This window comes from Capnocytophaga sp. oral taxon 864 (assembly GCF_002998835.1).
Lineage (GTDB): Bacteria > Bacteroidota > Bacteroidia > Flavobacteriales > Flavobacteriaceae > Capnocytophaga > Capnocytophaga ochracea.
In genome coordinates, this window is record NZ_CP027232.1 from 2,483,002 (window position 1) to 2,505,197 (window position 22,196).

15 protein-coding genes and 1 pseudogene are annotated in these 22,196 nt (G+C 40.4%); 11 read left to right on the forward strand and 5 right to left on the reverse strand.

Annotated features, from left to right (window positions below):
* Window positions 1-494: 494 nt before the first annotated feature.
* Window positions 495-2,860 (reverse strand): annotated as a pseudogene (gene pbpC, locus C3V44_RS11130) (penicillin-binding protein 1C).
* 467 nt (window positions 2,861-3,327) lie between these two features.
* Between pbpC and C3V44_RS11135 the strand changes: the two are divergent.
* From C3V44_RS11135 to C3V44_RS11170, 7 genes are all read left to right on the forward strand, one after another.
* On the forward strand, window positions 3,328-6,462 hold the full coding sequence (locus C3V44_RS11135; RefSeq protein WP_106096502.1) for a SusC/RagA family TonB-linked outer membrane protein: 3,135 nt from the start codon (window positions 3,328-3,330) through the stop codon (window positions 6,460-6,462).
* Window positions 6,463-6,475: 13 nt separating this feature from the next.
* Window positions 6,476-8,020: a SusD/RagB family nutrient-binding outer membrane lipoprotein gene (locus tag C3V44_RS11140; protein WP_106096503.1), complete on the forward strand. Its 1,545-nt coding sequence runs from the start codon at window positions 6,476-6,478 to the stop codon at window positions 8,018-8,020.
* A 23-nt stretch (window positions 8,021-8,043) separates the two neighbouring features.
* On the forward strand, window positions 8,044-8,940 hold the full coding sequence (locus C3V44_RS11145) for a glycoside hydrolase family 18 (protein WP_106096504.1): 897 nt from the start codon (window positions 8,044-8,046) through the stop codon (window positions 8,938-8,940).
* A 5-nt stretch (window positions 8,941-8,945) separates the two neighbouring features.
* On the forward strand, window positions 8,946-10,133 hold the full coding sequence (locus C3V44_RS11150; protein ID WP_106096505.1) for a DUF1735 and LamG domain-containing protein: 1,188 nt from the start codon (window positions 8,946-8,948) through the stop codon (window positions 10,131-10,133).
* Window position 10,134: 1 nt separating this feature from the next.
* Entirely contained in the window at window positions 10,135-11,535 is a 1,401-nt protein-coding gene (locus C3V44_RS11155; RefSeq protein WP_106096506.1) for a BT_3987 domain-containing protein, read from the forward strand.
* Between the two features lie 710 nt (window positions 11,536-12,245).
* Window positions 12,246-13,037, forward strand: a complete 792-nt coding sequence (locus tag C3V44_RS11165; protein WP_009410094.1) for a DUF3108 domain-containing protein — start codon at window positions 12,246-12,248, stop codon at window positions 13,035-13,037.
* Window positions 13,038-13,113: 76 nt separating this feature from the next.
* Complete coding sequence (locus tag C3V44_RS11170; protein WP_106096507.1) at window positions 13,114-15,549, forward strand: tetratricopeptide repeat protein; 2,436 nt, start codon at window positions 13,114-13,116, stop codon at window positions 15,547-15,549.
* Window positions 15,550-15,725: 176 nt separating this feature from the next.
* Here C3V44_RS11170 and C3V44_RS11175 read toward each other — a convergent pair whose 3' ends face one another.
* Window positions 15,726-16,592, reverse strand: a complete 867-nt coding sequence (locus tag C3V44_RS11175; RefSeq protein ID WP_106096508.1) for a geranylgeranylglycerol-phosphate geranylgeranyltransferase — start codon at window positions 16,590-16,592, stop codon at window positions 15,726-15,728.
* A 29-nt stretch (window positions 16,593-16,621) separates the two neighbouring features.
* Window positions 16,622-17,944 (reverse strand): lytic transglycosylase domain-containing protein, encoded by a 1,323-nt coding sequence (locus tag C3V44_RS11180; RefSeq protein WP_106096509.1) that lies wholly within the window; start codon window positions 17,942-17,944, stop codon window positions 16,622-16,624.
* Between the two features lie 362 nt (window positions 17,945-18,306).
* Here C3V44_RS11180 and greA point away from each other — a divergent pair, with 362 nt between their 5' ends.
* The 3 genes from greA to C3V44_RS11190 are packed head-to-tail and all read left to right on the forward strand — an operon-like array spanning window position 18,307 to window position 19,387.
* Window positions 18,307-18,780 (forward strand): transcription elongation factor GreA, encoded by a 474-nt coding sequence (gene greA / locus C3V44_RS11185; protein ID WP_002673366.1) that lies wholly within the window; start codon window positions 18,307-18,309, stop codon window positions 18,778-18,780.
* 48 nt (window positions 18,781-18,828) lie between these two features.
* Entirely contained in the window at window positions 18,829-18,969 is a 141-nt protein-coding gene (locus tag C3V44_RS12080; protein ID WP_009410099.1) for a hypothetical protein, read from the forward strand.
* Between the two features lie 31 nt (window positions 18,970-19,000).
* Window positions 19,001-19,387 (forward strand): HIT family protein, encoded by a 387-nt coding sequence (locus tag C3V44_RS11190; RefSeq protein WP_009410100.1) that lies wholly within the window; start codon window positions 19,001-19,003, stop codon window positions 19,385-19,387.
* Window positions 19,388-19,470: 83 nt separating this feature from the next.
* On the opposite strand, the gene trxA is transcribed toward C3V44_RS11190, so the two are convergent.
* Both trxA and C3V44_RS11200 read right to left on the reverse strand, forming a co-directional pair.
* Window positions 19,471-19,791 (reverse strand): thioredoxin, encoded by a 321-nt coding sequence (trxA, locus tag C3V44_RS11195; protein ID WP_002673363.1) that lies wholly within the window; start codon window positions 19,789-19,791, stop codon window positions 19,471-19,473.
* 107 nt (window positions 19,792-19,898) lie between these two features.
* Entirely contained in the window at window positions 19,899-20,699 is an 801-nt protein-coding gene (locus C3V44_RS11200) for a DUF4476 domain-containing protein (protein ID WP_106096510.1), read from the reverse strand.
* A gap of 202 nt (window positions 20,700-20,901) precedes the next feature.
* On the opposite strand from C3V44_RS11200, the gene C3V44_RS11205 reads away from it, so the two are divergent.
* Window positions 20,902-21,768 carry a lysophospholipid acyltransferase family protein gene (locus C3V44_RS11205; RefSeq protein ID WP_106096511.1) on the forward strand — a complete coding sequence of 289 codons (867 nt, stop codon included), beginning with the start codon at window positions 20,902-20,904 and terminating at the stop codon, window positions 21,766-21,768.
* Window positions 21,769-22,196: the final 428 nt, after the last annotated feature.

Consider the following 22,196-nt stretch of genomic DNA (forward strand, 5'->3'; position numbering starts at 1 on the left):
GAGTGAGGGACAGAATCTTCGGAAAGAAACGGAGAAGTTCGGAAGAGGGGAGGTAGGATTTTTGATGAAAAAAGGGTGTAAGAAGGGTGGGGGTAGCTTATAGAGAGCTTATAGGAAGCTTATACGAATCTTGGACGATTGGTATAGGAAGGGTATATAAGTAGTTGACTCATAATATAATACAACAAGGCTAAAAATATTAAAAACCGGGTTTCGAGGCGAAAGAAAAAGGAATAGGTGATAGGCCTTAGGCCATAGGCAATAGGGGAGAAGCGACGGTCATTATTGTTGTATAAACATTCTCTTTACATATACTTCGCTCTCGCAGTGCACATACCCAGTTGTTGCTGGTTATCTTCGAAGGGGAAATTAGTGACGGGAAGGTTAAATGTATTTAACTTTGCCAAAGGTCGTAGGACAACAGGCAATTAGGGAAAGACGGATATAAATTGGTAAATTGATAAATTAACAAATTAGCAAATAAATAAATTGGGTTATCGGCATATAATGGTAATGGCTCTTTCTTCGCCTTTTTCGTTGATGATACGTAGGGTGTGATTACCTTTTGGGGCAAAGATATTCATTTCGTGAAAGGTTTCGGTGGTGCCGAGAAAAGCATCGTCTAAATACCAAAAAACCTTGCCTTCGCGATTGGCAGCCTTCGCTGTAAAGGGTTGTTGCTCGCCTCCAAAAGTTTTAGTGGTGTAGAGTACGCTTTGGTGTTTGGGGTAAACGAAATCCAAGCCCCTTTGCAGATTGCCTTGTGTGCAATCGGGACGTAGGGGGGAAGTGGCTTGTAGTGAATGTGTTGCTGTTTGTAATACCATTCCATTACGGGAGGTAACACGAACCACGCTTTGTTTACAATGTTTTGTGGAGACTCACACGAGGTGTTTACTTGGTACTGCTCGTCACGGTCGAGGTGTACGAGCTTATGATAAGGACATTGCCCCACTTCCTTAGGAGCGAGAGTGCTGAGTACTGTTTGCTTAGGGCATTCGGGTTTGGCAAGGAAACCAGAATTGGCACAGACGGATACCTCGCGCAGGTCGTCTAAGGGTTCTGAAAACCACGAAGTAGGAGGGAGGGCGTTGAAGATACTGAACATTACCGGAGCGGCATAGGTAGCCCCTGTGAGGGTGGGACGTCCTTCGCCTGTGGCATTGCCTACCCACACAGCCACCACATATTGAGGCGTAGCACCAATCGCCCAGGCATCTTTATTGCCAAAGCTGGTACCCGTTTTCCACGCTATCTTGCGCGACGACTCGTAGTAGCGCCACGCTATATCATCGGTAGGGCGGTTCACTTCCTTCATTGCACTAAACATCTTGTAGAGCGCTCCCGCCCTGAGTGTAGGTAGTTCGCGAGTGTTTTTTCCGAAATCTAAGGGGGCAGTATCGGTATAACGCAAGTGCTGAAATTCCTTAGTACGATAGTGCTGAGTGCGCGCAAAGACTTCCGTTTCCGAAGCCAGATTGGTATACGCCTGTGCCAAATCCCACAGATTGCTCTCGGCACCTCCGAGGATAATGGAAAGACCATAATGGTCGGGGTGGCGGTTGATGTTTTTCAGTTGCAAGTGTTGTAAGACATCGTAGAAACGATAGGTAGTAAACTGCTTTAAGAGCCATACAAACGGAATGTTTAGCGATTTGGCTAAAGCCATATCGGCAGAGACAGCACCTTCAAAACTATTGCTAAAATTCTGAGGTGAATAGCCTCCTATTTGAGTAGGAACATCGGGTACTAACTGGGTGGGCAAGAGTTCTCCCTCGTGCAACATCGCTGCATAGAGAAAAGGTTTGAGCACACTGCCCGTACTGCGAGGTGCGTGCACGATATCCACATCTTTTTGATGGTCGGTATCGGTAGGGGTATTGCCTACGTAAGCGAGCACTTTTCGTGTTTTCACTTCTACCACCAAAACTGCCATATTATAGATTTCGGATTGCGAGTAGTGGGTGTAATACCCTGCTACAAGGCTGTTTACTTTCTCTTGCAAGTTTAGCGACACCGTAGAGCTAATGCGCTCACCTTCTTGGGTTTTAGAAGCAAAAATAAGTAGGTGAGGCGCGAGTTGTGGAATAGGGTGAGGTTCAGCAGGAAGAGGTTCGAGAAGTGCCAAATCGTATGTTTCTTTATCGATGATATTTTTAAGGAGGAGTTTGTAAAGCAACGCATTGCGTTTCTGCAAGAGACGTTCTTGGTTCTTACCAGGAAAGATAAGGCTGGGTGCATTAGGGAGAACTGCCAGCGTAGCCGATTGTGCCCACGAAAGCTGATGAGGAGCGACACCAAAGTAACGCCAGGCTGCCATATCGAGTCCCACAACGTTGCCACCAAAGGGCGCGTGAGAGGCGTAGAGTTTGAGAATACTCTCCTTAGAATAGCGGAACTCCAATCGGGTAGCCCATATCATTTCGATGAGTTTTTCGAAATAAGTGCGCTGTTGGTGCTCACGAGCGATGCGTATCACCTGCTGGGTGAGCGTACTGCCCCCGCGCTGTACTTTACCACTGCTCACATTGCGATAGAGAGCCTTGGCTACCGATATGGGATTTACCCCCCAATGGTAATAAAAATGAGCATCTTCGAACTGCAATACCGACATTTTAAAGCGGTAGGGCACACTGTCTACTTCGGGGAAACGCCATTGTCCGTCGTCCGCAATCTTAGCCCCAAGTAATTTACCCTCGCTGCTTTCCAACACCGTAGCATAAGGTTGTGGGAAGAGCTGACGAGGCAGACAGAAAGCATACCACACAAGGCATAGCACTGCTATCGCTGTTTTGATAGGGTGGTGGCGGATATAAGAGATAAGAGGTGACAAGTAACGGGTAACAAGTGTGGTGTTCATAAAGACTACTAAAAAAACTTTCAGAAAATCGCGCAAATATAAGAAAAAGTTTTTAGTTGTCAATCACCAGGAAAGTCAAGAGGAGCAGAAAGAACCGATTCTTATGATATTCTCCTATCTAATCGCTAATCACTAACGGTTAACTTCCTAAGTTATTAAACTTTTAACACTCTTTACTTCTTTATTTTTACATTTATTTATAAACAGAAACTATTCTCTTTTAAAAGGAAAGAGTGTTGTTCTCTTAAAAAAGATTAAAGAAATTCCTTAGAGGTACACCTGTATTTTCGTTTTATTTATGTTTTTTGCAAAAAAGTATGTTTTTTAGCAAAAATATTTTCGATTGGTAATTAATAGGTTATAAAACAAGAAATGTTAAAATTTTAAGATTGTTAATAAATTTGTTAGTTAAAATTTGGCAGTTTATTAAGAACTCTCTACCTTTGTCGAAAATAAATTTTTAGTAAATGAAAGTAAAAGAATCAATGTTGCTATTCGTTTTGTTGCTATGCTGCACTGTAGCAATAGCACAAACGAGAGTATCTGTAACAGGTTCTGTTACAGGTAACGATGGACTGCCCCTCCCTGGGGTGAGTGTAGTTGTCAAAGGGACAACGCGTGGTGTTTCAACCGATTTTGATGGGAAGTACGAAATCCAAGTTGCTCCTAATGAAGTACTTGAATTTAGCTCTATTGGGTATGCTTCTCAGCTCAAAAAGGTTGATACGAAAAAAGGAACGTTTACTTTAAACATCGTTCTTAAAGAAGAAGCGCAACAGCTTGGCGAAGTAGTGGTTACTGCGTTAGGCATCAAGCGTGAACAAAAGGCTTTGAGTTACAATGTACAACAGGTAAACGCTGAAGAGCTTACTAAAGTGAAAGATGCAAACTTCATCAACTCACTCACTGGTAAAGTAGCTGGGGTTACTATCAACCGCAGTTCTTCTGGTGTGGGGGGTGCTACCAAAGTGGTAATGCGTGGTGCTAAATCTATTGAAAAGAGCAACAACGCGCTTTATGTGGTAGACGGCGTACCTATGCTCTCCACCACTTCTACTCAAGGTAGTGGTAAGTTCCACTCACAAGGGTCTACTGAAAGCATTGCCGACATCAACCCTGATGATATTGAAAGTATGACCGTACTTACAGGAGCTTCGGCTGCTGCGCTCTACGGTTCGGCTGCTGCCAATGGTGCAATCCTTATCACTACTAAAAAAGGTAAAGAGGGTAAAATGAACATTCAATTATCCTCCAATACAGAGTTTGGCAATCCGTTTGTCTTGCCAGAATTCCAAAATAGTTATGGCAGTGATGGCAAAGTAACTTCTTGGGGAGCTAAATTGCCTAGCGATGCCAGTCGTTACGATGTGAAGGACTTCTTTAGAACTGCCACTACCCTTACCAATTCGGTAGCGCTTTCTGGAGGTACTGAAAAGAACCAAACTTATTTTTCAGCAGCTTCTACCAATGCTGAAGGGTTGGTTCCTAACAACCATTACAACCGTTACAACTTTACAGTGCGCAACACTACCCACTTGCTTAACGACCGTTTGCGCATTGATGCTTCAGCGAGCTACATTCTCCAAAACCACCTCAATATGATTAACCAAGGGGAATATATGAACCCCTTAGTAGGTGCTTATTTGATGCCTCGTGGTTACGGTTTGCAACGCGCTCGTCAGTTTGAACGTTACAACCCTACTAATCATATCTATGAACAAGTATGGGGGGATTTTGCAGCTGGTTCCGACGGTACTTTCAACGGTAGCTTTGCAGGTGATTATACCTTGCAAAACCCATATTGGGTAGCTTATCGCAACTTGCGCGAAAGCAAACGCGAACGCAATATGCTCTCTTTGGGCGTTACTCTCGACCTCAAACAATGGAGCCCTACTGAAAAATGGGATATTTCAGGTCGTGTACGCACCGATAACACCAACTTCACCAGCACCGACAAACGTTATGCTTCTACTTTGTCGCTATTGGATATGAGCAAAACAGGTTATTTTGGCATTGCTCGTGGTTATGAAAAACAAACTTACTTAGATGTTCTAACGAACCTCAACAAGAATTTTGAATGGGAAGGTGTAGGTCGTTTCTCTTTAGTAGCCAATATCGGGGCTTCTTTGCAAGACACACGTTATGACGAATTAGGCTATAAAGGACCTTTGCGCAAAGACGGTATTCCTAACGTATTCAACGCTTTCAACATCGACCAAGGTGCTGCCAAAACTCGCCCTTACCAATCAGGTTATACCGAACAAACTCAATCTATTTTTGGTAGTTTGGAAGTAGGTTACAACAGTTGGCTCTACCTCACCCTCACTGGTCGTAATGATTGGGCTTCACAGTTAGCAAACTCTCCACAATCTTCTTTCTTCTATCCCTCAGTGGGACTTTCAGGAGTACTTACCGATTTGCTTTCACCTGAAACGAAAGCTAAATGGTACAACACCTTATCTTTTGCTAAAATGCGTGTAGCTTTCAGTTCGGTAGCCTCTCCTTTTGATAGAGAACTCACTACCCCTACTTTCACTTTCAACGAAGACACTAAAGTATGGAAAGCAGTTTCGTATTTTCCTATCGGTGAATTGCGTCCAGAACGCACCGATTCTTACGAAGTGGGTATCGCAACTAAATGGCTTAAAGGAACGCTAAGTTTAGATGCTACCGTTTATCAAACCAACACTTACAACCAAACAATTAAGGCAGAGATTTCTCCTTCTACCGGTTACGATGGTATCTACTTGCAAACTGGTGATGTACGCAACCGCGGACTTGAAGTAGGATTGGGTTATGATTTGAAAATCAAAGATAAATTCAGCTGGAACAGTTATTTCACTATGAGTTACAACGAAAACAAAATTATGTCGCTTGTAGAAGATTATATCAACCCTGTTACTGGAAAACGCGAAGGTCGTAGTTACTTAGAAAAAGGAGGTATCGGCGGTGCTCGTTATATCCTTAAAACAGGAGGTACCTTAGGCGATGTGTACGCTACTAACGATTTCAAACGCGATGCCGATGGCAACCTACTTGTGGATAGCAATGGCAAAGTGAATGTAGAAGAGTATAGCAATCGTGACAATTATGTGAAATTAGGTTCTGTATTGCCTAAATACAACTTAGGTTGGCGCAATGATTTCAACATTGGCAATATAGGCTTTGGTGCGATGTTCGCTGGACGTATAGGAGGTGTAGCCATCTCTATGACCCAAGCTGCCTTAGACCATTACGGTGTTTCTAAAGAATCGGCTGAGGCTCGCAATGCAGGAGGCGTAAATATCAACGGTTACAAAGTACCTGCCCAAAGTTACTTTGAAGAACGCGGGAAAGGACGTGTAGCTCAATACTATACCTATTCGGCTACCAACTTCCGCTTGCAAGAGGCTTACGTTTCTTATCATTTGCCACGCAAACTCGTGAATGATAAGGTAGATGTTACCCTTTCTGTTGTAGGTAGAAACTTAGCAATGCTTTACTGCAAAGCGCCTTTCGACCCCGAAGCGGTTTCATCTACTGGTAATTATGCTCAAGGTTTAGACTACTTTATGTTGCCAAGCCTTAGAAGCTATGGTTTTAGTATCAAAGCAAACTTTTAAATAAGCGCAAAGAATGAAAAAATATATTATCCCTGTATTAGCCCTACTTGCAGTAGGCTGTACTAAAGATTTTGAAACTTTCAACAAAAACCCCTACGGAGCTACCGATGAACAGCTCAGTAGAATCCCACAAGGAGGAAATGAACTCGTTGCCTTGCAAAAATTGGTAGTACCTCAGCAGGAAAACTCTTACCAAATGTGTTTTGACCTGCCCGCTACTCCGTATGCAGGCTATGCCTCACAACCTAAGTTCCAAGCCGATTACCCTGTGTATAACCCACGTACAGGCTGGACTGACTATGTGTTTGACGACACTTATACCAAGCATTTATACCCTGCTTATTTTGCTTTAAAGAGCTATTCTAAAGGCGATATAAGCAAATACTATTTTGCTTGGGGAACTGTGTTGCGTGTAGCCGTTACTCACTGGCTTACCGATACCTATGGACCATTACCCTACTCTCAAATGGAAGCTGGTAAAACCCAAACACCTTACGACAAACAATCGGATTTGTACAAATATATGGCAGAAGACTTGAAAACAGCTATCAACACTTTGAAAGCAGTAGATGCTTCCGACCGCCAATATGCCGATTTTGACCTTGTATACAAAGGTGATATGACCAAATGGGTGAAATATGCTAACTCTTTGTTGTTACGTATGGCTATACGTATGAGCGATGTAGACGAAACTAACGCTAAAGCGTATGCTCAATTTGCCATTAACAATGGTGTGATTACCGAAAATGCCGATAACGCTATACTCGAAACTAAAGATAATGCAGCTTTCAAAGTAGCAGTAAGTTGGGGCGACTCACGTGCAGGTGCTGATATTGTAGCCTATATGAATGCCTTTTCAGATCCCCGTCGCGAGGCCTATTTCACTGAAGTTGCAGGCTTAACTCAAAAGTACATCGGGCTAAGAAGTGGACTTACTGGTATCACTGTAAACCCAGCCCTTTTTTCAGCTCCAAAAATCACTAAAGAGTCACCTATGGTGTGGATTACCGCATCAGAAGTAGCTTTCATCAAAGCTGAAATGGCACTCAAAGGATGGGGTTTTGTAGGCGATACCGCCGAAAACTTGTACAAAAAAGGTATTGAACTATCATTCGCTCAACACAATGTTGCCATAGGAAATTACTTGAGCAACACTAGTGTTCGTGGTGCTTATACCGACCCTCGACAAAGTGCTTACAACAACCCTACTTTCTCTTCGGCTATTACCGTGAAATGGGATGACAGTGCTAGCAATGAAGTAAAATTATCAAAGATAATCACTCAAAAATGGATTGCGATGTACCCTTACAACTCACAGGAAGCGTGGGCTGAATGGCGCAGAACGGGTTATCCTAACCTAATGGCTCCCGTAGAAAACCGCAGCAATGGGGTGATTACTTCGGTAAACCAAGTAAATGGCAAAGACACTGGTGGTATGCGCCGTTTGCCTTTCTCTTCTAAAGAGACTACTAATAACCCTACCAATCGCAACGCTGCTGTAGGTTATTTAGGCGGTGCCGATAATGGTGCTACCGACCTTTGGTGGGTGAAGAAATAACTTAACCTTTAAATGTTATCGCAATGAAAAAATTAATATTCATAGCCTCGTTACTTGCTGTTGCTTGTAACGATATTGAACCGATAGATATAGAGGCTCCTAAACGTGAAATCAACACTCAGGCGCTTACCCAATACAAAGCCGACCTGAACAAACGCCCGATTACTATGGGAATGCTCTACAATTGGGGAAAAGAAGCAGGGGCTATCCTGATGAATACCCCCGATAGCTTAGATGTGATTGTTGTGAAAAACAACTACAACGCTATCGATGAAATACTCCAAAACGATTTGAGAGACGTACAACAAAAGAAAGCGACTAAAGTATTGCTCGGTATCGACTTTTCGGCAGCTACCACTACCGATACTACCAAGCTTACCAAACAAGCTAACGATGCTCTCGCTATTGCCAAAGCCAATGGTTTTAACGGTGTGAGTGTAGAGTTTCCGCAAGAAAGTAGCGATTACTTCTCTAAAGCAGCTTTTGATGCCGTACTTTCGGCTATCGTTGCTAACAAAGGCAATTTGCTTTTTGCCGTTGAAAATATGTATGGTGAGTACGGACTAACAAGTGAGGAAAAACCAATTGACAAAGCTAATTGGGTAATATTCCGCAAAAAGGACAATGAGCAATTCCGCAGTTTTACTGAGCAAGCTGAAAAGTGGAAAACGCTTCGCTATTTACCTTCAACCGATTTCACCGAAGAAGGTCTTGACGATGGCTATAGCGACTCTACCAATTTCAACCCCGATGGCAAAAATGGTCGCTATCCGCGTACAGTAGATATCGTTAATTGGAAAGCCTCCAACCGCGCTGGGGTAGCCCTGTACCACATCGAAAAAGATTACTACAACCTTTCGGGTAAAACTACTTTCAAAACCTTGAGAGGCATCATTCACAAAGTACAACAACAAAAATAGAAATAATGAAACGCAATTTAATCATAGGAATGTTCCTCGCCCTTGCGGCTTGTGCTCCTAAAGAAGATGTAGGAGGAGGAGCTAAAGCAGGAGGACAATCGGCAGTACTGCTCCAAAAAGAAGGTAATAAAACTGCCGAATTTTCCTCTCCAATAGCCCTTTCGGCGCAAGCGAATGAAGTAGGTACTCAAAAAAGTGTAACCTACCAAGTGCAATTGTTCAAAGAGAACAATAGTAATTTGGCTGCTTATGTTATCTTAGACGATAGCCAAGTAGCCAAATACAACAGTCTATACGGCACCCAATACACCGTGTTACCCGCTAAATACATTTCGTATACAAAAACCTTGAACATCAAAGCAGGTAATATACTATCAGACGAAGGAACTGCCAAAGTAACCGTCTCCGATGAATTGAAAGACAATACCGCTTATATGTTTGCCTTACGACTCTCCTCAGTGAGTGGAGCGAGTGTTACCCCTAACACTCAACTGCTAATGGTGAGCTTCGAAAAAGTGAAAGGCCAAATTAAAAACACCTTGGCGGTTACTCGTGATGAGTTTTTAGCAGTAGATAATGGTTTTTCCAATGTTAGTGATATCGGTTATACCTTCACTATGGAAGGACTCATCAATGTACAGAAATTTAGAAGTAATCCTGATGATTCAGGCGAAGCTGGTATTTCTACCTTTATGGGTACTGAAGGAAAAACCTTATTGCGCTTTGGTGATAATGGTGTAGAGCCTGACTATTTGCAAGCCAATGGTCAAAAAATAGATATGAAATTCAAAACCAATCAATGGTATCATATCGCTTTGGTAGTAGACGGCAGTAAAACTATCGTTTATGTAAACGGTAAAAAAATAACTGAGTTTGACAGTCCAGGAAGTCTTCGTACTTTCTATATCGGAAAAAGCTATAGCGAAAGTCGTGGTATTGTAGCGCGCTTTAGTGAACTCCGCTTATGGAAAATAGCTCGTACTGCCGAACAAATTAAAGACGGTATGTACGAAGTAAATCCTTCTGAAAGTGGCTTGTACGCTTATTGGAAAATGAACGAAGTGAAAGACAATAAAATACCTGACGCTTCTGGCAACAACCGCGACCTTATTCTATATGGTCAGGCAAGTAAAAACGGTAGACAAACTATCCAACTACACGAAGAAGAGAAAGGTGTAAAAATAACTGAATAATATGAAAGCAAAATACATCATAGCCAATATAATGATAGGTGCAGCATTGCTGTACGCTTGCGACAAAGACAAAATAGAATTGCCTCAACCCGGGAACAATACTATGAACAGCCAAGGCAGTGCCTTGTATTACAAAGCAGCCCCTCAAGAGGAAGTAACAACCCTCTCTGCCGACGGTGCTTACACTTTTGTAACCAAAGTAGGAAAAGCTGCTCCCGATGCAGGTGTGGTAACTTTGCTTACCAGCGCTATGGAGAAAATCGTAAAAGATTACAACATTTTCAAAGGAGCATTAGATTACAGTCTACTGCCTTCAGCCCATTATACTTTTGAAGGCGCTACTTATGCCAAAGGTGCTACTGAGGCTGAAGTAAAACTCACCATCAAAAATTTTGCTTCTTTGGATTATGGTGACTATTTACTCCCTTTGAAAGTAGAGATGGCAGGACAACAAGTATTCCATTTGGTAAAAGTGCATAAAGATGGAGAATTTTCTGCTCTTAGCGAAACCTCTAAAAAACCTATGCCTCCTAAAGCTTATAGCTGTTCCAATCGCAAAGAACCTATGAAAATGGTCGCTTATGTGGAGACTAACGACTGGGATATCCGCAATATGGGTCAGTTTATACTTAAAGATAGCAAAAAACCAGTGTTTGATATTGTTGTGCTTTTTGCCGCCAATATGAACTACGATGCCAAAAAAGGCAAACGCTATTTGTTCTTCAATGACAAGTTGCAACCTATCCTCAAAGACCCCGATAAGTATATCAAACCTTTAAAAGATAGAGGAATTAAAGTAGTAGTAGATATTTTGCCTAATCATCAAGGGGTAGGTTACTACAACTTCCAAAACTATGAAGAAGCCCTTGAGTTTGCTCGCGAATGTAAACAATATGCCGATAAATACGGTTTTGATGGCTACGATATCGATGAGGAATATGCTAATTATAACAAACTTCCTCAAAAACCTACAAAAGACAATGAATCCATCTTGTGGTTTATGCGAGCTATGAAGGAAGTAATGCCTGATAAACTCCTTACACTATATGACTACAACCATTATCTAACTCCTAATGATGTTGACGATCAAGGAAAAGGAGCTAAAGATTACTTAGATTATAGCTGGGCAAACTATTGGGAACAACACGGTTCTCACGCAGGACTTCCTAAGGAAAAGTACGGGCAGTATTCTATTGAAGCTAACTGGTCTACCTCTTCTACAACTTATTCCGCTGATTATAACTTACAAGGTTGTTATGGATTGGTAATGATATTCAACATCAATGGAAATAACATAGAAAATGGACAAACAACAGAAGATTTAAGTGCTGCTACTAAAAAACTTTACGGTGAGGAATGTATTTTCTCTGGTAAATACCATAAAGGTCCTAAAGACAGGTAATACTTAATTACTTTATAAAAAGAAGAGGCTGCCCTTGCATTGGGGGTAGCCTCTTCTTTTTTTTATGTAATGTAACGTCACTTCAATATAACAAAATACAATTTTTCAATTACTTTTGCGTTGTCACAATCCCTCTTACCTTTGTCATTCGTCTCTCGTCACTCGTCATTACACCCCCTCTCCCAAGGAGAGACGGGGTTAGGATTCTCTTTCTTTCGCCTCGAAACCCTGTTTTTAACATTTTTTGTATCGCTGTATTATACTATTATTCAACTATTTATACACTCTTTCTATACCAATCTTCCAAGATTCGTATAAGCTTCCTATAAGCTCTCTATAAGCTAACCTCACCCATCTAATAGCCTTTTTTCATCAAAAACCCTCCCTTTCCCCTTCCGAACTTCTCCGTTTCCTTCCGATAACTCAGATGTGTCTCTTTTGCGGTATACACTTTGCCAAAGTTTTTGCCTGTGCGGCTCGCACCTTTGGCAAAGTTAATCTCCTATAGTCCAAGCTTGTAACTCGCACTCCATTTGCTAATTTCCAAATCTGCTAATTTTCTAATTTCTAAATTTCCAAATTAATAAACCCTATTGTACTATAACTCTAAAAAAATGAGATGGAAGTCACAAGGCTGTTGAAAAATGGCACGTTAATTGCTCTTTGGCACATTAATTTATTGTCTTATTGACAGATTAACACGTTAATATATGAAACATTTAAGTATTGTTATTGTCTTTTTTTCGTTATTAGTAAGCCCTATAGTAGGGGCTCAAACTGCTGAACTACCTTTCAAAGGAGGAGAATGGTTGCGTTTTAAAGTAAAATATGGTGTATTTAACGCCAGCATTGCTACAATGGCAGTTAATGAAGAGATGTATAACGGCGAAAAGGTGTTTCACGCAGTGGGTAAAGGTGCCACTACTGGTTTGGCACGTATATTTTTCAGAGTAGATGATACTTATGAGAGTTATTTTGGCATAACAGATGGCAAACCACGACTTTTTATAAGAAATATTTACGAAGGAGGATACACTAAATACCTCAAAATGTATTTTAATCATACCAGCAATAAGGTAAAAATAAACAATGTAGAAAACGGCAATATTACCGAAATAAACTTTCAGCCAGGTTTACAAGATGTAATATCAGCGTTCTACGCACTTCGTCATCACCCTAATATCGAAAATATGAAAGTAGGGGGGCAGATATCTATGGATATGATTTTTGATGATGACGAGGTATACAAGTTCAAACTAAAACTATTAGGTCGCGAAAAAGTAAAGACACATTTTGGTACGGTTAATACCTTAAAGTTCTGTCCATTAGTACAAGATGGACGCGTGTTTAAGGAAGAAGAAAGCATCACGATGTGGATTACCGACGACAAGAATAAAGTGCCTGTGAAGCTAAAAGCTTCGTTGCGTGTAGGTTCGTTGGTAGCTGAGCTTGATGGCTTTAATAATCTTAAAAATGACACAAATTTGAAAAAAAAGAAATAATTGTGTAGTTAGTTTATTTTTTTTACGTATATTTGTCGCCTCAAAGCGGAAGTAATCAAAAATAAACAAATATACTATGAAAAACTTGTTTTTAGCAGTCTCTATTTTTCTTGCAACATTATCGTATGGGCAAGATGCGAATGTAAAAAAACTCATCAAACTTGCCGAGAAGGGAGATGTACAAGCACAAACTGAATTAGCTGATGCTTATTTTAGAGGGAAGGGCGTAAGGCGCTCTTATCAGGAAGCCGTAGTATGGCTTGAAAAAGTAGCCGAGACAGGCGATTTAAATGCACAATACCAGTTGGCACAATGCTATTTTAACGGTAAAGGCGTACCAAAATCACCACAAAAAGGAGTGGAATGGCTCACCAAAGTAGCCGATGCGGGGAACCCTGAAGCACAACGTGAGTTGGCACTATGCTACCGCGATGGTAAAGGCGTAGAGCAATCGAAAGAGAAGTATTACGCACTTATAGAGAAGCACGCTGAGAAAGAGAACCCTGAAGTGCAGTTAGACCTTGCTAAGGCGTACCACTCAGGTGAAGGAGTTACTAAAGATGTGAATAAGGCTAAATATTGGGCAGAACAAGCTTCAAAAAACGGCAATTCAGAAGCTGAGATGCTATTAGCTTCTTGGGCGTATGAAATCAATGCATCAAACCCAGAAGCTATAGAGCGTTTAACCCAAGTGGCAAATAAAGGCAATACCGAAGCGCAAAGAATGCTTGCCGATGCTTACTTAGAAGGTAAAGGCGTAGAAAAATCGGAAGCTAAAGCTATTGAAATGCTTGAAAAAGCAGCCAAAGGAGGCGATGCTGAAGCAATGTACCAATTAGGAAACTTTTACTTCTATGGCAACAGTCCGCTTATAGGGAAATACTACAAGAAAGCGATTAATTACTATACCCAGGCCGCTAACAAAGGCAATGCAGCAGCACAAGCACAGTTGGCACTTTGCTTCTACAATGGCATAGGCACCAATGCTTCCCCGAAAGATGCTTTCAGTTGGATACTCAAATCAGTAAATACCAATCCTACTCCTAAAGCGCAAAATAACTTAGGGGTATGTTATGCAGTGGGGATAGGAGCACACCCCTCAAATGCGCAAGCCTTAGAGTTTTTCCAAAAAGCTGCTGAAGCAGGTGATGTAACGGCGCAATACAACTTAGGGAATATGCTTTTGCAAGAGGGACAGTTAGACGTTAAAAAAGGCTTTGACTACCTCGAGAAAGCAGCTGCGGCTAATCATCTTTTAGCACTTAAGAAATTAGGTGATTTATACTTCAACGGGAAATACACCAATCAATCGTTTGAACGAGCCTTTGAATATTATACTAAGGCTTCTAAACAAACACCTACTCCACAAAAGGAAATGTTAGACTACTTCTACCAAGGACAAGAAGAAGCGTATGCCGATGTGTTATACAATCTTTCACAATGCTATGCCGAAGGTAAAGGAGTGAAGAAATCGATGAGAGAAGCCGGAAAGTGGGCAGTAAAATCAGCTCGGTTTTCTAATAAATACGCTTTTGATTGGCTTAATAAAATAGTTGAAAAGAATGACCCAAAAGAGAGTCCGGAAGTGATATTGGCAGTAGCTGATGGTTATTTCTATGCTAAGGGAACAAGAAAACAAAATGATAAAGCCTTTCCTCTCTATGAAAAATTAGCCAAACAACAAGATAATACCACTGCACAAAAACGTTTGATGGAGTATTATTTTGAAGTAAAGAATCCAGATAAGAACGATGAGAAAGCAGTTTATTGGGCAGAGAGAGTGGCTAAGAAAGGAGATGCTTCTACTCAATTCAGCTTAGGAAAATACTATATGACAATGGTACCCGATGTGAAGCCACAACCGGCAACTCCAGCTCCTAAACTAACCCCTAAAAAGCCAGCTGCTACCGCTACGCCTACTGTTGCTGTTACCTCATCACGTAGTATAGAGCCTAATAGTCCTGAAGCCGAAGCACGTGCTGAATTACTTCGCAGACAAAGAGGAGGCAAGAATGTTACCCCAGCTAAACAACAATATGCTGTGAGAGCAAGTACACGACCTGCCGTAGCACAAAACGCTCCGAAAACACCTATGAAACACCTCAATGAAACCAAAGGGGTACATTGGCTTGCTAAAGCAGCTGAACAAAACAATGTGGAAGCGCTTAATGAGTTAGGCTCTTATTATTTTGAGAAGCAAAACTTTGGTCAAGCATTGGCTAACTTCCAAAAGTCGGCACAACGTGATTACGCTCAAGGACAATACAACTTAGCTAACTGTTATTACAATGGGAATGGTATAGACCGTTCGTATGAGAAAGCCGCTAATTACTACAAATTATCTGCACGTAAGGATTATGCTCCTGCGCAATTCCGTTTAGGACACTGCTATTATCACGGTGAAGGCATAGAACAATCGGATAGTAGGGCTGCCGATTGGTTTGAACAAGCTTGCGATAACGGTGAGAAGAAAGCTTGCGATATGCTGAAAGTAGTTACCGCTAAAAAGTAAACTCTCCTTTTTCAAATAATAAATGCGGAAAGAGCTGTCTTATTAAGACAGCTCTTTTTGTTATTTAGCGAGAGTTTGATGTAAGAGAGAAGTAACTATCCAAAGGGATTATTTTGGTAAAGTAGTGTAACCGCAAAAGTGTTTGAATATTAATAAATCGTTACATTGAACTGATATTATTTTACAGTAAGTGCTACGCTGAATATGCCTGCTACTAATATCAATTTAAGCATATTGTGGAGCAATACATAATGTTTTTGGTCTTTACTTCGCCAAAGAAGACATACAAAAATACATAAATATATAAGCATAAACCATAGAAAATAGGTTAGATTCCCTATCGAAAAATAATTGAGCAATACGTAAATAGGTAAGGTGCACAACACGACGCTTAGGGTAATGAGCTTTTTGGAGAAGGACTCTCCATATACTACGGGTATAGTAGCGTAGTTATGAGCCAAATCTCCTTTAATATTTTGTAAATCTTTAATAAATTCCTTGATAAGGATAAGCAGAAAGATGAGTAGGGCGTGTACGAAAATTATCGCCTCGAAGTTGCGGTAATATACAAAGATGGCAAAGAAGGGTATAATAGCTAATACTGCTGAAGTGAGGTTGCCAAAAAATAATAACTTCTTGATACGGTGGGAATAGAGCCACATTGTGAAAATATATCCTGAGAAGAAAATTACTGCTCTGAACGATACATAGCTGGCTACAATTACTGAAAGGAAGTTAAGCAAAAAGTAAAGAGTGAGTTTAGTATTTTGACTTACTAGATGGTCTATCATTGTTTTGGTAGGCTTATTGATAAGGTCTTTTTCTTTGTCGTAAAAACCATTGATAATATAGCCCCCTGCGATAGCCAAGGCTCCTGCAATGACGAGCATCAGTAAAGAATCGTCAAAAATTACCTCACGCCAAGGTTTATGTGAAAGCACAAAGATAGCAGCTAAATATTGGGCGAGGCATACTATCATTATATTATAACCTCGTACAACCGAAAAAATTCCGATGAGCTTTAATAAGGTAGTTCTCCTCATTTATGCGTATGTTTTGTGCTTGTTAGCCGTTACCTATAGATAGAGAGCCGTTGTCCTACACGAATATTACTACCCTTGATACGATTCCAGCGTTTGAGATTAGAAACCGTTACACCGTGCCGTGTAGCAATCTTTCCTAAATTATCTCCTTTCTTTACTGTGTATATTGTTTTCTTAGAAGATCTCCCTCCTGCATATTGGTCGCCTTTTACTACTTGAGGGAGAGGTTGCTCACGGTTTGCTTTCTCTTCATTAAGGTAAGCATAGATAGCCTCTTCGTTGGCTACAAACTTACCTATCTCGGAAATAGGTAAGCGCACGGCGTAGTTACGACCTTCAACATAAGGGACAACATCTAATTGATAGGAAGGGTTAAAAAACTGAATATCTTTTACGTCCATACCTGTAATATCGGAAATATCTTTAAAAGATATAGCTTGCTTTACGCGGATAGTATCGGTTTCAAAAACGTGATTGGCGCGCTTTTGAGGTTTGAAGCCGTGTTCTTTGGCATATTCAAAAATATAGAGGGTAGCCAAGAAAGCGGGTACATATCCAGCGGTTTCTCTGGGGAGATAAGGACGCAGATTCCAATAGTTAGTCTTGCCATTGGAACGGCGAATGGCTTTGGTTACATTACCTGGTCCTGAATTGTAGGCAGCAAGAGCTAAATCCCAATCGCCAAATATTTTATAGAGTTCATTTAGATATTTTGCAGCTGCTTTGGTAGAGCGAATGGGATCGCTACGCTCATCAACATAGTTGTTTACTTCTAAGCCATAACCTTTGCCTGTGCTATACATAAACTGCCATAAGCCTGTAGCCCCTGCACGCGAACGAGCCTTAGGGTTTAGAGCCGACTCGATAATGGCTAAATACTTCATCTCCAAAGGAATCTTTTGATTACTCATCTCTTGTTCAAACATCGGAAAATAATAATCACTAAGAGTCATTAGGCGCTCTAAAGAAGAACGGCGATTTTTGAGGAACGACTTGATTACCTGTTCCAAGATAGGATTATACTCTACATTGAAAGGAGTTTTCTGGTTAAGTTTCTCTAATCGTTTTTTGAGGACTTCAGTGGGAAGTTCGTCGTAGGTTACATCGGTGGGGGTAGTAGCAATATCTTCACTCATTTGCTCGAATAAATCGGAATTAGAGAGTTCTTTTAGCCATTTTTCATCGTATTTTCTTGCCTTAGGGTTGTCATTTAGTTTGCGAAGAGCTTCGCGTTTGTTGTTAGCAATAGTTTGATTGATGGTATCTTTGGAGAACGAGCTCTGTGCTTCAACGGATAAACTACCGATTAAAAAACAAAAAAGAGTTCCCAATGTATATTTTTTAAGTGTCATATTATTGTTGAGTGTTTTTTAACTTAGATTTAGCAAGGGGACAAAGTTATTAAAAATATTGAAATGCAACAAATATATAGTTATTTTTTTCAAAATCCTCACTGAATTGACACCAAAAGTGTGCCAAGATTTGTTTGTTTTGTGTAGAGGTGTTTTTTAGATAAGAGGTAACTTATACAAAACTTATGTTAATTAGCATTAGTGATTTTATATTTGATACCAAAAGAAGAAAAGCATACTACTTTGTTATAAAAAGTTTGTCAGTTTAAAAAAAAGTATTACCTTTGCCCGCAGAAATCCTCAGAGAGACTATTTGAGGATTTTTTATTTTTATATAAACATAACAACATTAAAAGGATATTATGAAGAAAGTATCATATTACACTGCTGAAGGGCTGAAAAAGCTTCGTGATGAGCTCAATCAGCTGAAAGATGTGGAGCGCCCTCGTGCTTCTCAAGCTATTGCTGAGGCACGTGACAAAGGAGACCTTTCAGAAAACGCTGAGTACGACGCTGCTAAAGAAGCGCAAGGTTTATTGGAAATGAAGATTGCCAAACTCGAAGAATTGGTAGCTAATGCTCGCATTATCGATGAATCACAGCTTGATGTGAGTAAAGTGCTTGTGCTCTCTACCGTAAAGTTGAAAAATCTGGCTAACAAGATGGAGATTACTTATACCCTTGTAGCAGAAAGTGAAGCCGACCTAAAAGCAGGGAAAATATCGGTAAGTTCGCCTATTGGCAAAGGACTCTTGGGCAAATCAGTAGGTGAAATAGCTGAGATTAAGGTACCTAATGGCACTCTTAAATTGGAGATTTTAGAAATCTCAAGATAGATAAGAGGTAAGAACATATGACTAAATATAGTTTTTTATTACTAAAATATGATTTTACCCCAATCAGAAGATAAACTTGCAACAAAGCAAGATTTAGCGCAAGCTAAATTAGATATCATAAAATGGGTGGTGGGATTATTTATTACTCTTGCCCTTATGATTATTGGTTTATACTTAAAGATTGGCTAAGTCCTAAAACCTGAACTAACAAATAAAAAAAATGAGTATTTTTACAAAAATTATCAATGGGGAAATTCCTTGCTACAAAGTAGCAGAAGACGATGAGTTTATCGCTTTTTTCGATATCAACCCTAATGCCAAAGGACATACCCTCTGTGTGCCTAAACAAGAAATCAGCTATATTTTTGATATGGATGACGACCATTACTTGCGCTTGATGGCTTTCTCGAAACGTGTAGCCAAAGCTCTTGAAAAGGTAGTGCCTTGCGAGCGTATAGGCGTAGCAGTTGTAGGTCTTGAAGTGCCTCACGTACACGTGCACCTCATTCCTATCAGCGAGATGAAGGAAATGACCTTCCAACACAAAGTAAAACTTACTGATGAAGAGTTTAAAGCGCTTGCACAGAAAGTAAGAGAAGCGTTTTAGCCTTAAAGAAGACAATACAAAAAAGGCTATCAACAATTACAATAAGTTGTTGATAGCCTTTTTTGTTGTAACACGACAAGCAATTAAGACAATAATCCGTCTAATGCATCGGTGTAAGTCTTTTTAGGAGCTACTCCCACTTGGCGACCTACTACCTCTCCATTTTGAAATACCAATACGGTAGGGATATTGCGAATGCCATATTTAGCAGCAAATTCTTGGTTGTTATCCACATCTACTTTGCCTACTACTACTCTACCTTCGTATTCTTTAGATATTTCTTCTACAACGGGAGCGAGCATACGGCAAGGTCCACACCACACTGCCCAAAAGTCTACTAATACAGGCTGGGTACTTTTAAGTACCAAGTCTTCAAAATTTCCATCTGTTATTTCTAATGCCATACTAATATGTTTTTATATTGTAATTAAATTTGAGGCAAAGATACAAACTTTATTAAAAATACAAAACCTCACGGTGATAGTTTTTTGTTATACTACTATAACGTTTGTTATCTGCGCACTGATTGTAGGAACTCTGATAGTTTCTTTTTACCAGATGGGAAAGTGAATTTGGCTTGCAACTGGTAATAGTTTTGAGGGTCGACTACATTAGGATAGGCTTCTTGTGCGATGATGAGTTTATTATCGTCAAAAGAAAGTTCTTCCATCAGTTCACCTATTTGCTCAGTGGTAAACGATACGATATTCTTTTGGGCACGGAAGAAAGCCAACTTATCTTTATCGAAAGTTTCGTCCTTGTACATCTTAAAGAAGTTATTAAAATCACCTTGACGCATCATAGGAGCACCTCCATAGCCTCCACCGTATGAGCGATTCCACACATCATTCCATTGACGACCGTGATAGGAGGGCTGATTGTTGTTCAAGCTAATTTCGTCTAACAAATAAAGTCCTTCTCGTGAAAAGAAGTCCATTATCATACGGGTGTTGTTACGGGGATTGATAGTTACTCGATAAATGAGTGTACGTCCTTGCCAAATGCTGAGTGGTTGCGGGGCAGCTGTTACGTCGAAGAAGCGGTACATACCGGTAGTACTGGTGATTTCTTGGTCGCCTATACTCACTGTAAAGCGGTCGCGTTCAGGAATACGGATAAAGACTTCGGCATAACCGCCGTTATAGTCGTATTCCCAATCGATATTTACTGAGATACCACCACGCCCAATGACAGCGCGCGCTTGTTTGTTTGGGTGGTATTCGTTTTGCAACAAACGACCTGCTGAGCCTACTTCTTGTGCCCAGCTTATTGAGGTTAAAACCCCTAAGCAAAGTAATAATAACTTTTTCATAAGTGTATAGTATTTTATGAACTATGTGTAGCGAATTTCGTGCCAAAGTCGTAGCACGACAGGCAAGTTGTAGCACGACAAGCAATTTAAAACTTTGGTAAAGTTTGCTACGAACTTCCTTCCTTGAGAAAATGCAAAAATCACAGATTTACTTTTTTGGATAATATTAAATTATTAACTTTGCCACAAAATTAGGGACAGAATGAATTTATTAATTTATATTATTGCTTATCCTATTGTTTGGGGGATTTCACGATTGCCTTTTTGCCTTCTTTACAGAGTATCGGATTTCTTTTATTTTATACTTTATACTCTATTGAAATACAGGGTGAAAGTGGTACGCAAGAACCTCCATACGGCTTTTCCTTTTAAAACAGAAGCGGAACTTAGAACGATAGAACGCAAATTTTACCATCACTTTTGTGATATTTTATTAGAAATGGTGAAATCATACGGAATGAGTGAAAAAGAGATGAAGAAGCGTATGGTGTATCCTAATCTTGAAGTGCTCAAAAAGTATGAAGAAGAGGAGCGTAATATCCTCATTATGTGCAGTCATTATGCGAGTTATGAGTGGTTGTTGTCTTTGGCTTATTTTCTTGAACACAAGTCGTATGCGCTTTATACTCCGCTGAGCAATAAGTATTTTGACAGATTGTTACAAAAAATACGAATGAAACACCACAGTTACCTTTTGCCTCGCTATACGGCGCATAGAGAAATGAAAAAACACAAAGATGCGCACGGGGTGTATTGCTATGGTTTTGCTTCTGACCAGATTCCTAATAATAAGAAGAATTATCGACGTCCGTTTTTGGGGCTTAATGTGCCTGTATTTACAGGGGCGGAACGCTTGGGAAAGGCACTCAATACGGTGATTGTATTTGCTAAAATAGAGAAAGTAAAGCGCGGTTATTACCAAACGACCTTTGAAGTATTGGCGGAAAATCCTACTGAATACGTGGATTTTCAGATTACAGATATGTTTTTTGAACGTATCAATAGGCAGATTTACGACAAACCAGAGTTTTACCTGTGGACGCATAATAGGTTTAAGAGAATGCAATAAGAGTTGGAAAATGAGAAAATGAGGAAATTAGCAAATGAGGAAATGAGGTGCGAGCCGCACGGGCTATTAACTTTGGCAAAGTTTGAGATGAAAAAGCGATGAGTTGGGAGTGTTAGGAATATCCGAAAGATATCGAAGAAGTTCGGAAGGAGGAAGAGAGGGGTTTTGGTGAAAAAAGGCTGTAAGAAGGGTGGGGTTAGCTTATAGAGAGCTTATAGGAAGCTTATACGAATCTTGGACGATTGGTATAGAAAGGGTATATAAGTGATTGATTCATACTATAAGACAACAGCATTAAAAATGTTAAAAACGGGGTTTCGAGGCGAAAGAAAGAGGAAGAGGTAATAGGCCTTAGGCCATAGGCACTAGGGAAAAGTATGAAAGAGAGGGGGAGTGTGGTGACGGGAAAAGTGAAGGTAAAGAGCGGA

Excerpts from the sequence above, each read along its gene's own strand:
- C3V44_RS11205 (WP_106096511.1), top strand. The coding sequence starts at position 20,902 with ATGAATTTATTAATTTATATTATTGCTTATCCTATTGTTTGGGGGATT.
- C3V44_RS11170 (WP_106096507.1), top strand. The coding sequence starts at position 13,114 with ATGAAAAACTTGTTTTTAGCAGTCTCTATTTTTCTTGCAACATTATCG.
- C3V44_RS11180 (WP_106096509.1), bottom strand. The coding sequence starts at position 17,944 with ATGACACTTAAAAAATATACATTGGGAACTCTTTTTTGTTTTTTAATC.
- C3V44_RS12080 (WP_009410099.1), top strand. The coding sequence starts at position 18,829 with ATGATTTTACCCCAATCAGAAGATAAACTTGCAACAAAGCAAGATTTA.
- C3V44_RS11140 (WP_106096503.1), top strand. The coding sequence starts at position 6,476 with ATGAAAAAATATATTATCCCTGTATTAGCCCTACTTGCAGTAGGCTGT.
- C3V44_RS11155 (WP_106096506.1), top strand. The coding sequence starts at position 10,135 with ATGAAAGCAAAATACATCATAGCCAATATAATGATAGGTGCAGCATTG.
- C3V44_RS11165 (WP_009410094.1), top strand. The coding sequence starts at position 12,246 with ATGAAACATTTAAGTATTGTTATTGTCTTTTTTTCGTTATTAGTAAGC.
- C3V44_RS11200 (WP_106096510.1), bottom strand. The coding sequence starts at position 20,699 with ATGAAAAAGTTATTATTACTTTGCTTAGGGGTTTTAACCTCAATAAGC.
- C3V44_RS11175 (WP_106096508.1), bottom strand. The coding sequence starts at position 16,592 with ATGAGGAGAACTACCTTATTAAAGCTCATCGGAATTTTTTCGGTTGTA.
- C3V44_RS11190 (WP_009410100.1), top strand. The coding sequence starts at position 19,001 with ATGAGTATTTTTACAAAAATTATCAATGGGGAAATTCCTTGCTACAAA.
- C3V44_RS11145 (WP_106096504.1), top strand. The coding sequence starts at position 8,044 with ATGAAAAAATTAATATTCATAGCCTCGTTACTTGCTGTTGCTTGTAAC.
- C3V44_RS11135 (WP_106096502.1), top strand. The coding sequence starts at position 3,328 with ATGAAAGTAAAAGAATCAATGTTGCTATTCGTTTTGTTGCTATGCTGC.
- trxA (WP_002673363.1), bottom strand. The coding sequence starts at position 19,791 with ATGGCATTAGAAATAACAGATGGAAATTTTGAAGACTTGGTACTTAAA.
- C3V44_RS11150 (WP_106096505.1), top strand. The coding sequence starts at position 8,946 with ATGAAACGCAATTTAATCATAGGAATGTTCCTCGCCCTTGCGGCTTGT.
- greA (WP_002673366.1), top strand. The coding sequence starts at position 18,307 with ATGAAGAAAGTATCATATTACACTGCTGAAGGGCTGAAAAAGCTTCGT.